Raw genomic sequence first — 13,981 nt, forward strand, 5'->3', positions numbered from 1 at the left:
CCTTTTCAATCAACGCTTCTGGGTCAGGGCGCGACGTTCGAATTCGACGATGCGCTGACGGTAGTGCTCGATGGTCTGCGCGGTCAGGACGCTGCGCTGGTCATCTTTCAATTCGCCGTTCAGTTCCTGGGACAGCTTGCGGGCTGCCGCCACCATCACGTCGAAGGCCTGCTTCGGATGACGCGGGCCTGGCAGGCCGAGGAAGAAGCTCACCGCCGGGGTGCTGAAATGGTCGATGTCGTCCAGATCGAAGATGCCCGGCTTGACCGCGTTGGCCATCGAGAACAGCACTTCACCGTTGCCAGCCATGCTTTCGTGACGGTGGAAGATATCCATCTCGCCGAAACGCAGGCCGCTTTCCAGAATGTTCTGCAGCAGTGCCGGGCCCTTGAAGCCGGCCGGGTCGCGGCAGATCACGCTGATCACCAGCACTTCTTCGGCTTGCGGCTGATCTTTATCGGCAACGGCAACGGCAGGCGACGACTTGGCGGCAGATTCGACAAAATCATCATCGCGGCTGCTGAAGCTCGGGCCGCCGTCCAGATCCAGATCGAGGTTCAGGTCGCCCTGGGCCGGACCGTTGCTGCCACGCTTGCCGCGCTTGGAACCGGATTCGCGAGGCTCGCGTGCTTCGCGGGCCGGCATGCTCACCGATGGCAGATCGTGTTCGTCCAGTTGTGGCTCTTTATGGGTATCCAGCACGCGGGCCGGGCCCAGCAGTTCGGCGCTGGTGTCCTCGTCCGGCAGGTTGGACAGACTTCGGTCAAGACGGAATTTCAGTTTTCCCTTGCCGCCGCGCATACGGCGCCAGCCATCGAAAAGAATACCGGCTATCACAATGATGCCGATGACGATCAGCCACTCGCGCAGACCGATTTCCATGTAATCCCGTGCCTCTATAAAAAATGCTGAAAAATAAGGGGTTTACACTGTGCAAACCGCTTTAAAACGTGGCGCCAACTCTATGTTCTGACAGGCGTTTTGCCCACGTATACGAAAAATTGACATTAAACTAGCACGACCAAAGACAACTTTACACCGTCTGTCTCATTGGCTTGCGCGATTATGTCGATTGGCCAGCAAGTCGAAGCCGGTAAATATGTCCTACAGACTACAAATACCTTTTCCGACAGCGCCGGCTCAGGCATCCACCATCGCCATCGCCTCCTCGACATCCACGGCTACCAGTCGCGAACAGCCCGGCTCGTGCATCGTCACACCCATCAACTGGTCAGCCATTTCCATGGCGATCTTGTTGTGGGTGATATAGATGAACTGCACGGTCTGCGACATCTCCTTGACCAATCGTGCGTAGCGTCCAACGTTAGCGTCATCCAGTGGTGCGTCAACTTCATCGAGCATGCAAAACGGCGCCGGATTCAATTTGAAGATCGCAAAAACCAGTGCCAGTGCGGTCAGGGCTTTTTCGCCACCGGAGAGCAAATGGATGGTGCTGTTCTTCTTTCCGGGCGGCTGCGCCATGATCGTCACCCCTGTATCGAGTAGATCTTCGCCCGTCAGTTCCAAATACGCCCGCCCGCCACCGAAAACTTTTGGGAAAAGTGCCTGTAAACCGCCATTGATCTGATCAAAGGTATCTTTGAAACGGTTACGGGTTTCCTTGTCGATCTTGCGGATGACGTTTTCCAGGGTCTCCAGGGCTTCGACCAGATCGGCATCCTGGGCGTCCAGATAACGTTTACGCTCGGATTGTTGCTGGTATTCGTCGATCGCCGCGAGGTTGATCGCGCCCAGGCGCTGAATGCGCGCGGCGATGCGTTCAAGTTCTTCTTCGGCAGCCTTCTCGCTGGCCTCGGCAGTCAAGGTGTTGAGCACGCCGTGCAGGTCGTAGCCGTCTTCCAGCAGTTGATCCTGCAGGGCCTTGCGGCGCACGGTCAGGGCCTGCCATTCCATGCGTTGCTGTTCGAGCTGGCCACGGATCAATTGCGATTGCTGCTCGGCCTGGGTCCGGCGTTTTTCCGCGTCGCGCAGTTCGCGGTCAGCGTCTTCCAGAGCGATCTGGGCGGTCTTGAGTTCATCGTCGACGCTCATGCGCTTATCGAGCAATTCTTCAAGCTTGAGGCGCAGCTCTTCCAGCGGCGCCTCGCCCTCCTCCAGATTCAGGCTGAGCTGTTCACGTTTTTCGGTGAGACGCTCGGCCTGCATTTCCAGACGTTCAAGGGCCTGACGGGTCGAATCATGCTGGGCCCGCAGCGAGCCGAGGCGCACGGCCAATTGATGCGCGTGGTCCTTGTGCTGGCGGGCTTCCTGACGCACCCGATCCAGACGTTCGCGCAGACTGTCACGCTGGGCCAGCAGCAATTCGCGCTGCTCGGTGTCGAGGGCCATGGCGTCGAGGGCGTCCTGCAACTGGATCCGCGCTTCGCCGATGTTTTCGTGTTCCAGCTCGCGCTGCTCGGCGAGCTCGACTAGCTCTTCGTCGAGGCGGGTGCGACGCAGGTTCAACTGCTCGGCCTTGGCCCTGCCGGCGGACAACTGGGCCTTCAGTTCGCCTTGCTGACGGGCTTCGTCCTGCAACAGGCGACGCAAATGCTCGCGGCCGTTTTCCTGCTGCCGCTGTTGTGCGCGCAGGGTCTGCAAGCGAGTCTCCATGGCCTCGACCGTGGCTTCGCGCTCTTCGCGTTCCGCATGCAGCGATTCGATTTCCTGGCCGCGTGCGAGCAGGCCGCTTTCAGCTTCGCTGGCGCGGCGCACCCGCAGGAAATGCCGACCGACCCAGTACCCGTCGCGGCTGATCAGGCTCTGCCCGGCAGCCAGTTGGCCGCGCAGGGCCAGCGCCTGTTCAAGGCTGTCGACCGGTTTGACCTGAGCGAGCCAGGGCGACAAATCGACCTGCGCCTCGACCTTGTCCAGCAGGCTACCGGCCACGCGCACGCCGTCATTACCGGGGCTGAGCAAACGCAGATCGCCCTGAGCAAAACCGGACAGATCGAAGCCGTCGAAATCATCCACCAGCACCGCTTGCAGGTCGGCACCGAGCACGGTCTCCACCGCCAGCTCCCAACCGGCCTCGACCTTCAGGCCTTCGGCCAGACGCGGGCGTTCGGCGAGGTTGTGTTCCTTCAGCCATTCGGCAGTACCGGTGCCCGGATCGAGCGCGGCCTGCTGCAAGGCTTCCAGCGATGCGAGGCGGCCATTGAGGCGCTGCAAATCGCCCTGCGCCTGCTGCTGCGCAGTCAGTGCCTGCTGCAATTCCTGGCGCAACTGCTCAAGTTTTTCGACCTGGGCTTCTTCGCTGGTCTGCAGATCTTCAAGGGTGGCCTCGGACTCGGCGAGCTGTTCGCTGAGTTCCATGATCGCCGCGTCTTCCGGATCGGCCGACAGCAACGCCCGCTCTTCGCCGAGACGCTTTTGCCGATCGGCCAGACGCTCCATGCTGGTTTCCAGCTGCTGGATGCGCGACTGCTGCACTTCGGCCTGACGACGGGGTTCGGCGGCGGTCAGGTTGAAGGCGTCCCACTGCTCCTGCCAGCCGTGCATGACGGCTTCGGAATCTTCCAGCGCCGCGGCGGCTTCTTCGGCGGCGGCGTTGGTGATTTCCTGCTCGGGAGTCAGTTGATCGAGTTCTTCGCCAAGGGTCAGCAGCAAGGTGCGGTCGTGGCCCAGGTGCGATTCGGTTTCGAGGCGTGCGCGCTCGGCTTCTTTCAGATCGTCCTGCAATTGGCGCAAGCGTTGCTGACCGTGCTGGATGCTCTGCTCGACCCGGGCGATGTCGCCGCCGACCGAATAGAAGCGCCCCTGCACCAGATTGAAGCGCTCGGACAGGTCATGGTGACCGTCGCGCAGGCGTTCAATGGCGGCGTCGGCGTTGCGCTGCTCGGCAACCAGCGCTTCGAAGCTGATTTCCTGGTTGCCGATGATCGATTCACGCTGGCTGACCTGATCGTTCAGATCCTGCCAGCGCAGGGCCGACAATTGGGCCTTGAGCTGGCGCTCTTCAGCCTTGTATTCCTGATACTTCTTGGCGGCCTCGGCCTGACGGTGCAAGCGTTCGAGCTGGCGCTCGAGCTCTTCGCGCAGGTCGGTCAGACGGGCAAGGTTTTCGTGGGTGCGACGGATGCGGTTTTCGGTCTCGCGTCGGCGCTCCTTGTACTTGGAGATGCCGGCGGCTTCTTCGATGAAGTTACGCAGGTCTTCCGGTTTGGACTCGATCAGCTTGGAGATCATCCCCTGTTCGATGATCGAGTAACTGCGCGGGCCGAGGCCGGTGCCGAGGAAAATGTCGGTGATGTCGCGACGACGGCATTTGGCGCCGTTGAGGTAATAAGTCGTCTGGCTGTCGCGGGTCACTTTGCGGCGGATCGAAATCTCCGCGTAGGCCGCCCACTCGCCCAGCAGCGTGCCGTCGGAGTTGTCGAACACCAGCTCGATGCTCGCCTGGCTCACCGGTTTGCGGCTGGTCGAGCCATTGAAGATGACGTCGGTCATCGACTCGCCGCGCAGGTTCTTGGCCGAGCTTTCGCCCATCACCCAGCGCACGGCGTCGATGATGTTCGACTTGCCGCAACCGTTCGGCCCGACGACCGCCGCCATGTTGCTGGGGAAGTTCACCGTGGTCGGGTCGACGAAGGATTTGAACCCCGCCAGCTTGATGCACTTGAGCCGCAAGGTCAGGCAACCGTCAGGGCGGACACCACCAGATCGCAGCTGCGCTGGGCGTAAGCCGTCAGCACGATGCGGATCTGCGGCAGGTCACGGGCGAGGACGGCGGCGAGCAGGCGTTCGAACAGGTCGAGGAACTCGCTCATCTCGGCCTTGCGCTGCTCCAGCGCGAGGAAGTACGCACGGCTCATGGCCGGTTGCAGGTTCTCGACGGTTTCCTGCAGGTACGGGTTGTTGGCGAAGGGATACGCGGCGCGCATGACGTTGAAGCTGTCGTCGACGAAGGTGCGGATGTCCTGACGCTCGTAGCTGGCGGTCAGGCGCTGCTGGATCTGCACGAACGGCGCCATGTCGGCCTGGGTCTGCCAGCCATTGGCCACGGCGTTGCCGAGCAGGATGTACAGCTCGCTCATCAGCGTGCACAGGCTCTGCACCTTGTGCGCCGTAAGCTCGGTGACGTGCGCGCCGCGGCGCGGCAAGATCGCGATCAGGTGACGGCGCTCGAGGATCAGCAAGGCTTCGCGGACCGAACCGCGGCTGACGTTCAGCGCCAGCGTGACCTTCTGTTCCTGGATGCGCTCTCCCGGCTTCATTTCGCCACGAATGATCCGTTCGGCGAGGTGGTGAGCGATTTGCTCGGCGAGGCTGTCCGGCGCCTTGAACGTCATGGTTGTCCTTCAAACTCTTCGATCTGCACAAGCGGCGCAGTGTAGCGCAATGCGCGGTCATGGCGGAGTGCCCGCACAGCGGTTTTTGGCACGATTCCCGCAAAAAAGCGCTTGATCCAATGAGGGTCAATACTGAAGAGACACGCGGTTGAGCGACAAAACGGCTTTTCCTGACCTTTAAGTCAGAAAACCATTGACCGAAAAGTCAGACCTGCTAAATTCGGCTCAAGTCGCTCAACAACAATAATGAGTCTGCGAGGCCTTCCGTGATCCAGTTTTTACTTAACCAGGAACTCCGTAGCGAGCACGCCCTGGACCCGAACCTGACTGTGCTCAACTACCTGCGCGAACACGTGGGTAAATCCGGCACCAAAGAAGGCTGCGCCAGCGGTGACTGCGGCGCGTGTACGGTGGTGGTCGGCGAGTTGCAGACGGATGACGATGGCCGCGAACATATTCGCTATCGCAGCCTCAACTCGTGCCTGACATTCGTTTCGTCGCTGCACGGCAAACAATTGATCAGCGTCGAAGACCTCAAGCACAAGGGCGAACTGCACAGCGTGCAGAAAGCCATGGTCGAGTGCCACGGTTCGCAGTGCGGTTTCTGCACCCCCGGTTTCGTGATGTCGCTGTTCGCCCTGCAAAAGAACAGCGATGCACCGGATCAGGCCAAGGCCCACGAAGCGCTGGCCGGCAATCTCTGCCGCTGCACCGGCTACCGGCCGATCCTGGCCGCCGCCGAACAATCCTGCTGCGCCAAGCAACCGGACCAGTTCGACGCCCGTGAAGCGGAAACCATCGCCCGCCTCAAAGCCATTGCCCCGACGTCGATCGGCGAACTCAACAGCGGCGACAAACGCTGCCTGGTGCCGCTGACCGTGGCCGATCTGGCCGATCTCTACGACGCTTATCCACAGGCCCGCCTGCTGGCTGGCGGCACCGATCTGGCGCTGGAAGTCACTCAGTTCCACCGCACGTTGCCGGTGATGATCTACGTCGGCAACGTCGCTGAAATGAAGCGCATCGAAACCTTCGAAGACCGCATCGAAATCGGCGCTGCCACTGCCCTCTCCGACTGCTACGAAGCGTTGACCGCCGAGTACCCGGACTTCGGCGAACTGCTGCACCGCTTCGCCTCCCTGCAGATCCGCAACCAGGGCACCCTCGGCGGCAACATCGGCAACGCCTCGCCGATCGGTGACTCGCCACCGCTGCTGATCGCCCTCGGCGCGCAGATCGTGCTGTGCAAGGGCGAGACCCGCCGCACGCTGGCCCTCGAGGATTACTTCATCGATTACCGGGTCACTGCGCGTCAGGAAAGCGAGTTCATCGAGAAGATCATCGTCCCTCGCGCCACCGCTGAGCAGCGCTTCCGCGCCTACAAAGTCTCCAAGCGTCTGGACGATGACATTTCTGCCGTCTGCGCCGCGTTCAACCTGCGCATCGAAAACGGCGTGATCACCGACGCCCGCGTCGCCTTCGGCGGCATGGCCGCGATCCCGAAACGCGCCGCTCATTGCGAAGCTGTGCTGCTCGGCCAGCCGTTCAACAACGCTGTGATCGAACGTGCCTGCACCGCGCTGGGCGAGGATTTCACCCCGCTCTCGGACTTCCGCGCCAGCAAGGAATACCGCCTGCTCAGCGCGCAGAACCTGCTGCGCAAATACTTCATCGAACTGCAAACACCGCACATCGAGACTCGGGTGACCGCTTATGTCTAACCATCACGGCGTAGAGAAAACTCAAGCTGAACTGGCTGAATTGTTCGCCAGGGACCTGACCACCGGCGTCGGCCGCAGCGTCAAGCACGACAGCGCCGCCAAGCATGTGTCCGGTGAAGCGCAGTACATCGATGACCGGCTCGAATTCCCTAACCAGTTGCACGTTTACGCGCGGCTGTCGGATCGCGCCCACGCGAAAATCATCAGCATCGACACCCAGCCCTGCTACGCCTTTGAAGGCGTGCGCATCGCCATCACCCATGAAGACGTGCCGGGCCTGAAAGACATCGGCCCGCTGCTGCCGGGTGATCCGCTGCTGGCTATTGATGACGTGCAGTTCGTCGGTCAGCCGGTGCTGGCCGTGGCCGCGAAAGATCTGGAAACCGCACGCAAGGCCGCCATGGCCGCGATCATCGAATACGAAGATCTGGAGCCGGTGCTGGACGTGGTCGAAGCCCTGCGCAAACGCCACTTCGTGCTCGACAGCCACACCCATCAGCGCGGCGATTCAACTACCGCACTGGCTACGGCTGAACATCGCATTCAAGGCACGCTGCACATCGGCGGCCAGGAACACTTCTATCTGGAGACCCAGATCTCCTCGGTGATGCCGACCGAAGACGGCGGCATGATCGTTTACTGCTCGACGCAGAACCCCACCGAAGTGCAGAAACTGGTGGCCGAAGTCCTCGACGTGTCGATGAACAAGATCGTGGTCGACATGCGCCGCATGGGCGGTGGTTTCGGCGGCAAGGAAACCCAGGCCGCCAGCCCGGCGTGCCTGTGCGCAGTGATCGCGCACCTCACCGGCCAGCCGACCAAGATGCGCCTGCCGCGTGTCGAAGACATGCTGATGACCGGCAAGCGTCACCCGTTCTACGTCGAGTACGACGTCGGCTTCGACAGCACCGGGCGCCTGCACGGGATCGCGATGGATCTGGCCGGTAACTGCGGCTGCTCGCCTGACCTGTCGGCCTCGATCGTTGACCGTGCGATGTTCCACTCGGACAACTCGTACTACCTCGGCGATGCGACCATCAACGGTCACCGCTGCAAGACCAACACCGCGTCGAACACCGCGTACCGTGGTTTCGGCGGGCCGCAAGGGATGGTCGCGATCGAAGAAGTGATGGACGCCATCGCTCGTCATCTCAATCTCGATCCGCTGGCCGTGCGCAAGGCAAACTACTACGGCAAGACCGAGCGCAACGTCACCCATTACTACCAGACCGTCGAGCACAACATGCTCGAAGAGATGACTGCCGAGCTGGAAGAAAGCAGCCAGTACGCCGAGCGCCGCGAAGCGATCCGTCGCTACAACGCCAACAGCCCGATCCTGAAAAAAGGCCTGGCGCTGACCCCGGTGAAATTCGGCATTTCCTTCACCGCCAGCTTCCTCAACCAGGCCGGTGCCTTGGTGCACGTCTACACCGACGGCAGCATCCACCTGAACCACGGCGGCACGGAAATGGGCCAGGGCCTGAACACCAAAGTCGCGCAGGTCGTGGCCGAAGTGTTCCAGGTGGAAATGGACCGCGTGCAGATCACCGCGACCAACACCGACAAAGTGCCGAACACCTCGCCGACCGCGGCCTCCAGTGGCGCCGACCTCAACGGCAAAGCGGCGCAGAACGCTGCCGAGACAATCAAGCGGCGTCTGGTCGAATTCGCCGCGCGGCACTACAAGGTCAGCGAAGAAGACGTGGAATTCCACAACGGCCACGTACGGGTGCGTGACCACATCCTGACCTTCGAAGCGCTGATCCAGCTGGCGTATTTCAATCAGGTGTCGCTGTCGAGCACCGGGTTCTACAAGACCCCGAAAATCTACTACGACCGCAGCCAGGCCCGTGGTCGGCCGTTCTACTACTTCGCCTTCGGCGCGGCGTGCTGCGAAGTGATCGTCGACACCCTGACCGGCGAGTACAAGATGCTGCGTACCGACATCCTCCACGACGTCGGCGCCTCGCTGAACCCGGCCATCGACATCGGCCAGGTCGAGGGCGGCTTCGTCCAGGGCATGGGCTGGCTGACCATGGAAGAACTGGTGTGGAACAACAAGGGCAAGCTGATGACCAACGGCCCGGCCAGCTACAAGATCCCGGCCGTGGCGGACATGCCGCTGGACCTGCGGGTGAAGCTGGTGGAAAACCGCAAGAACCCGGAAGACACGGTGTTCCACTCCAAGGCTGTGGGTGAGCCGCCGTTCATGCTCGGCATCGCCGCGTGGTGTGCGATCAAGGATGCGGTGGCCAGCCTCGGCGACTACAAGCATCAACCGAAGATCGACGCGCCGGCGACCCCGGAGCGGGTGTTGTGGGGCTGCGAGCAGATGCGCCAGCTCAAGGCGGTGAAAGCCGTCGAAGCTGAAACCGAGGTTGTTTGATGATCGTTCCCACGCTCTGCGTGGGAATGCAGCCCGCGACGCTCTGCGTCGCATCCTGAACAGCGGACGCGGAGCGTCCAGTGATGCATTCCCACGCAGAGCGTGGGAACGATCTGAGAGGTGAGATATGTACAACTGGATCGACGCCCTCGCCGACCTGCAGAACCAGGGCGAACCTTGCGTTCTGGTGACGATCATCGAAGAGCTCGGCTCGACGCCGCGCAATGCCGGCTCGAAGATGGTCGTCAGCGCCCGCCAGACGTTCGACACCATTGGTGGCGGGCACCTGGAATACAAAGCCATGCAGATCGCCCGCGAGATGCTCGCCAGCGGCAGGCAGGACACCCATCTGGAGCGCTTCAGTCTCGGTGCCAGCCTCGGCCAGTGCTGCGGCGGCGCCACGGTGCTGTTGTTCGAACCGATGGGCCAGGTGCAGGCGCAGATCGCCGTATTCGGCGCCGGCCATGTCGGTCGCGCGCTGGTGCCGCTGCTTGCCAGCCTGCCCTGCCGGGTGCGCTGGATCGATTCCCGGGAAGAGGAATTTCCCGAGCTGATTCCCCACGGCGTGCGCAAGATCGTCGCCGAGGAACCGGTGGATGAAATCGACGACCTGCCCGCCAGCAGCTACTGCATCGTCATGACCCACAATCATCAGTTGGATCTGGAGCTCACCGCCGCGATCCTCAAGCGCAACGACTTCACCTGGTTCGGCCTGATCGGCTCGAAGACCAAACGCGCCAAGTTCGAACACCGCCTGCGTGACCGTGGCTTCGACTCCAGCGTCGTGCAACGCATGCGCTGCCCGATGGGCATCGGCGAAGTCAAAGGCAAGTTGCCTGTGGAAATCGCCATCTCCATCGCCGGCGAAATCATCGCCACCTATAACGCCAATTTCGGCCAGCACACCGCCAGCGCCGAACCGATTGCCAAACTGCTGCCGGTTTCACGCCGCAGTCAGGCCGCCACACTCAAAGCCTCAAACTGATTAGAGAACCCTCATGCCTCTGACTCGCAAAGCCTACCGCGCCGCCATCCTGCACAGCATCGCCGACCCTGCCGAGGTCGGCATCGAAGCCTCCTACGAGTATTTCGAGGACGGCCTGCTGGTGGTCGATGGCGGCAAGATCAGCGCCCTCGGCCACGCCAGTGAACTGCTGCCGACACTGCCGGCGGACATCGAGATCGTTCATCACAAGGATGCGCTGATCACCCCGGGCTTCATCGACACCCACATCCACCTGCCGCAAACCGGCATGGTCGGCGCCTATGGTGAGCAACTGCTGGACTGGCTGAACACCTACACCTTCCCGTGCGAAAGCCAGTTCGCCGACAAGGCCCACGCCGATGAAGTGGCGGACATTTTCATCAAGGAACTGCTGCGCAACGGCACCACCACTGCGCTGGTATTCGGCAGCGTGCATCCGCAATCGGTGAACTCGTTCTTCGAAGCGGCCGAGAAGCTGGACCTGCGGATGATCGCCGGCAAGGTGATGATGGACCGCAACGCGCCGGACTACCTGACCGACACTCCGGAGTCGAGCTACGTCGACAGCAAGGCGCTGATCGAGCGCTGGCACGGCAAGGGTCGTCTGCACTATGCAGTCACCCCGCGTTTCGTCCCGACCAGCACCCCGGAACAGCTGACCCTCGCCGGCCAGTTGCTCAGCGAATACCCGGATCTGTACATGCAGACCCACATCAGCGAAAACCTCAAGGAAGTCGAGTGGGTCAAGGAGCTGTTTCCGGAGCGCAAGGGCTATCTGGACGTCTACGACCACTATCAGCTGCTCGGCGAGCGCTCGGTGTTTGCCCACGGCGTGCACCTGTGCGACGACGAATGCGCGCGCCTGGCGCAGACCGGTTCGGCGGTCGCGTTCTGCCCGACCTCGAACTTCTTCCTCGGCAGCGGCCTGTTCAACCTGCCGATGGCCGAGAAGCACAAACTGAACGTCGGCCTCGGTACTGACGTCGGTGGTGGTACCAGTTTCTCGCTGCTGCAAACCCTGAACGAAGCCTACAAGGTGATGCAGCTGCAAGGTGCGCGCCTGAGCCCGTTCAAGTCGCTGTACCTCGCCACCCTCGGCGGCGCGCGGGCGCTGCGTCTGGAAGACAGGATCGGCAACCTGCAACCGGGCTCCGACGCCGACTTCCTGGTGCTCGACTACAACGCTACGCCGCTGCTGAGCTACCGCCTGAAGCAGGCCAACAATATTGCCGAGACGCTGTTCGTACTGATGACCCTGGGCGATGACCGCACCGTGGCCCAGACCTATGCGGCGGGTGCGCTGGTACACCAGCGCTGAGTTTTCCCAAGGCATAAAAAATCCCCCGGTGGTGTTCACACCGGGGGATTTTTTGTTGCCTATCGGACAGCTATCGCGAGACACGGTGTCAGCTCAGAGCTTGACCGCCGGCCGCCCCGGCTTCTTGGTCTGCAACAGATGCGAGAACACTGCATGCAGATCGTCGGACGCGCTTTCCTCGTCGAGGTTGAGCTTGCTGTCGATGTGATCCATGTGATGCATCATCAGGTCCACCGCCAGCTCGCCATTGCGCGCTTCGATGGCGTCGATCAACTGGGTGTGCTCGTCGTAGGAACAGTGCGAACGGTTACCGCTTTCATATTGGGCAATGATCAGCGACGTCTGCGAAACCAGGCTGCGCTGGAAGCTGATCAATGGCGCGTTCTTCGCTGCCTCGGCCAGTTTCAGGTGGAATTCGCCGGAGAGACGGATGCCGGCGCCGCGATCGCCGCGAGAGAAGCTGTCGCGTTCGTCGTTGACCATCTGGCGCAGTTCGGCGATCTGCTCGGCGGTGGCGTGTTGCACCGCCAGCTCGGTAATCGCGCGCTCCACCAGACGTCGGGCGAGGAACACCTGACGCGCTTCTTCAACGCTCGGGCTGGCGACGACTGCGCCACGGTTCGGCCGCAACAGCACCACGCCTTCATGGGCCAGACGCGAGAGCGCGCGGCGAATGATGGTGCGGCTGACCCCGAAAATTTCCCCCAGCGCTTCTTCGCTCAACTTTGTGCCGGGCGCCAGGCGCTGTTCGAGGATGGCCTCGAAGATATGCGCATAGACAATATCGTCCTGGGTTCCGCTGCGGCCGGCTTTGCCTGCTCGCGGTTGTTTCTTGAGGGGTTGCAACTGTTCGTTCATGGGCACTCGAGTCGGGAAGAACGGCGGCGAATTGACCGTGACTGTAATACGGCACAGTGGGTCGCTGGCAAGTATCGCGTAAAAAACAGCGCGATTGTACACAATGGAAGGTGGCAACACGACTGTACGGCTGTTTGCGACTTCGGCTGTATTGCAACGCTCCGTTACGTTTGAGTTTAGGCTTAAACCCGAAATCCGTGGCTTGAACAAGGAACACCGCTGTCATGAACGAAATCACCCACACCCGACTGCGCCCGCTGGCGGACACATCGCCCTCCGCCATCGTCGCCGGGTTCATCGCGATGATGACCGGCTACACCAGTTCGCTGGTGCTGATGTTCCAGGCCGGGCAGGCGGCGGGCCTGACCAGCGGACAGATTTCCTCGTGGATCTGGGCAATTTCCATCGGCATGGCGGTGTGTTCGATCGGCCTGTCCCTGCGCTATCGCACGCCGATCACGATTGCCTGGTCAACGCCCGGCGCGGCGCTGTTGATCACCAGCCTCGGCGGCGTCACCTACGGCGAAGCCATCGGCGCCTACATCACCTGCGCGGTGCTGGTGACGATCTGCGGCCTGACCGGCAGCTTCGAACGGCTGGTGAAAAAGATCCCGGCCTCCCTCGCCGCCGCGCTGCTGGCGGGGATCCTGTTCAAGATCGGCAGTGAAATCTTCGTCGCCGCACAGCACCGCACCGGCTTGGTGCTGGGGATGTTCTTCACGTATCTCATCGTCAAACGCCTGTCGCCGCGTTATGCGGTGCTCGCCGCGCTGCTGATCGGCACCGCGCTGTCGGGCTTCATGGGTTTGCTGGACTTCAGCGGCTTTCATCTGGAAGTGGCGACACCGGTCTGGACCACGCCGCACTTTTCCCTGGCCGCGACCATCAGCATCGGCATTCCGCTGTTTGTGGTAGCGATGACCTCGCAAAACATGCCCGGCATCGCCGTGCTGCGGGCCGACGGTTACAACGTCCCGGCCTCGCCGCTGATCACCGCCACCGGCATCGCGTCGTTGCTGCTGGCGCCGTTCGGTTCCCACGGCATCAACCTGGCGGCCATCAGCGCGGCGATCTGCACCGGCCCCCATGCCCATGAGGATCGCAACAAACGCTACACCGCTGCGGTGTGGTGCGGGATTTTCTACGGGATTGCCGGAGTGTTCGGCGCCACGCTGGCGGCGCTGTTTGCTGCGCTGCCGAAGGAACTGGTGCTGTCGATTGCGGCGCTGGCGCTGTTCGGTTCGATCATCAACGGCTTGAGCATCGCCATGACCGAGGCTAAGGAACGGGAAGCGGCGCTGATCACGTTCATGGTTACGGCGTCGGGGCTGACGTTGTTTTCCATCGGTTCGGCGTTCTGGGGGATTGTCGCGGGGGTGCTGACCTTGCTGATCCTCAACTGGCGCAAGGCTTGAGGCCTGA

Annotated in this window: 9 protein-coding genes; 5 read left to right on the forward strand and 4 right to left on the reverse strand. The window is 61.9% G+C overall.

Features of this window, described 5'->3' with window-relative positions; translation table 11 throughout:
• Positions 1 to 9: 9 nt before the first annotated feature.
• The 3 genes from zipA to ACTJK9_RS25225 form a co-directional block, all read right to left on the reverse strand.
• On the reverse strand, positions 10 to 882 hold the full coding sequence (zipA, locus tag ACTJK9_RS25215) for a cell division protein ZipA (protein ID WP_440817011.1): 873 nt from the start codon (positions 880 to 882) through the stop codon (positions 10 to 12).
• 258 nt (positions 883 to 1,140) lie between these two features.
• Complete coding sequence (gene smc / locus ACTJK9_RS25220; protein ID WP_440817014.1) at positions 1,141 to 4,629, reverse strand: chromosome segregation protein SMC; 3,489 nt, start codon at positions 4,627 to 4,629, stop codon at positions 1,141 to 1,143.
• 2 nt (positions 4,630 to 4,631) lie between these two features.
• The gene (locus tag ACTJK9_RS25225; RefSeq protein WP_039770022.1) at positions 4,632 to 5,291 is read right to left on the reverse strand and encodes a GntR family transcriptional regulator; all 660 of its coding nucleotides are present in this window, start codon (positions 5,289 to 5,291) and stop codon (positions 4,632 to 4,634) included.
• 266 nt (positions 5,292 to 5,557) lie between these two features.
• Here ACTJK9_RS25225 and xdhA point away from each other — a divergent pair, with 266 nt between their 5' ends.
• The 4 genes from xdhA to guaD all read left to right on the forward strand — a co-directional run bounded on the left by xdhA (position 5,558) and on the right by guaD (position 11,701).
• The gene (gene xdhA / locus ACTJK9_RS25230) at positions 5,558 to 7,012 is read left to right on the forward strand and encodes a xanthine dehydrogenase small subunit (protein ID WP_085613288.1); all 1,455 of its coding nucleotides are present in this window, start codon (positions 5,558 to 5,560) and stop codon (positions 7,010 to 7,012) included.
• A complete protein-coding gene (gene xdhB, locus ACTJK9_RS25235; protein WP_085613287.1) occupies positions 7,005 to 9,398 on the forward strand; it encodes a xanthine dehydrogenase molybdopterin binding subunit in 2,394 nt (797 codons plus the stop codon). Before xdhA ends, xdhB begins: the two co-directional genes overlap by 8 nt.
• Positions 9,399 to 9,525: 127 nt before the next feature.
• Positions 9,526 to 10,383, forward strand: coding sequence for a xanthine dehydrogenase accessory protein XdhC (xdhC, locus tag ACTJK9_RS25240; RefSeq protein ID WP_440817019.1), 858 nt, complete (start codon positions 9,526 to 9,528; stop codon positions 10,381 to 10,383).
• 13 nt (positions 10,384 to 10,396) lie between these two features.
• Positions 10,397 to 11,701 carry a guanine deaminase gene (gene guaD / locus ACTJK9_RS25245; protein WP_085613286.1) on the forward strand — a complete coding sequence of 435 codons (1,305 nt, stop codon included), beginning with the start codon at positions 10,397 to 10,399 and terminating at the stop codon, positions 11,699 to 11,701.
• 93 nt (positions 11,702 to 11,794) lie between these two features.
• On the opposite strand, the gene ACTJK9_RS25250 is transcribed toward guaD, so the two are convergent.
• The gene (locus ACTJK9_RS25250) at positions 11,795 to 12,559 is read right to left on the reverse strand and encodes a GntR family transcriptional regulator (protein ID WP_007952027.1); all 765 of its coding nucleotides are present in this window, start codon (positions 12,557 to 12,559) and stop codon (positions 11,795 to 11,797) included.
• 224 nt (positions 12,560 to 12,783) lie between these two features.
• Here ACTJK9_RS25250 and ACTJK9_RS25255 point away from each other — a divergent pair, with 224 nt between their 5' ends.
• Positions 12,784 to 13,974 carry a benzoate/H(+) symporter BenE family transporter gene (locus ACTJK9_RS25255; protein WP_440817023.1) on the forward strand — a complete coding sequence of 397 codons (1,191 nt, stop codon included), beginning with the start codon at positions 12,784 to 12,786 and terminating at the stop codon, positions 13,972 to 13,974.
• The last annotated feature ends 7 nt before the right edge of the window (positions 13,975 to 13,981 follow it).

Origin of the sequence: Pseudomonas sp. 22082, from assembly GCF_052046055.1 — a bacterium.
GTDB classification, from domain to species: Bacteria; Pseudomonadota; Gammaproteobacteria; order Pseudomonadales; family Pseudomonadaceae; genus Aquipseudomonas; species Aquipseudomonas pharyngis.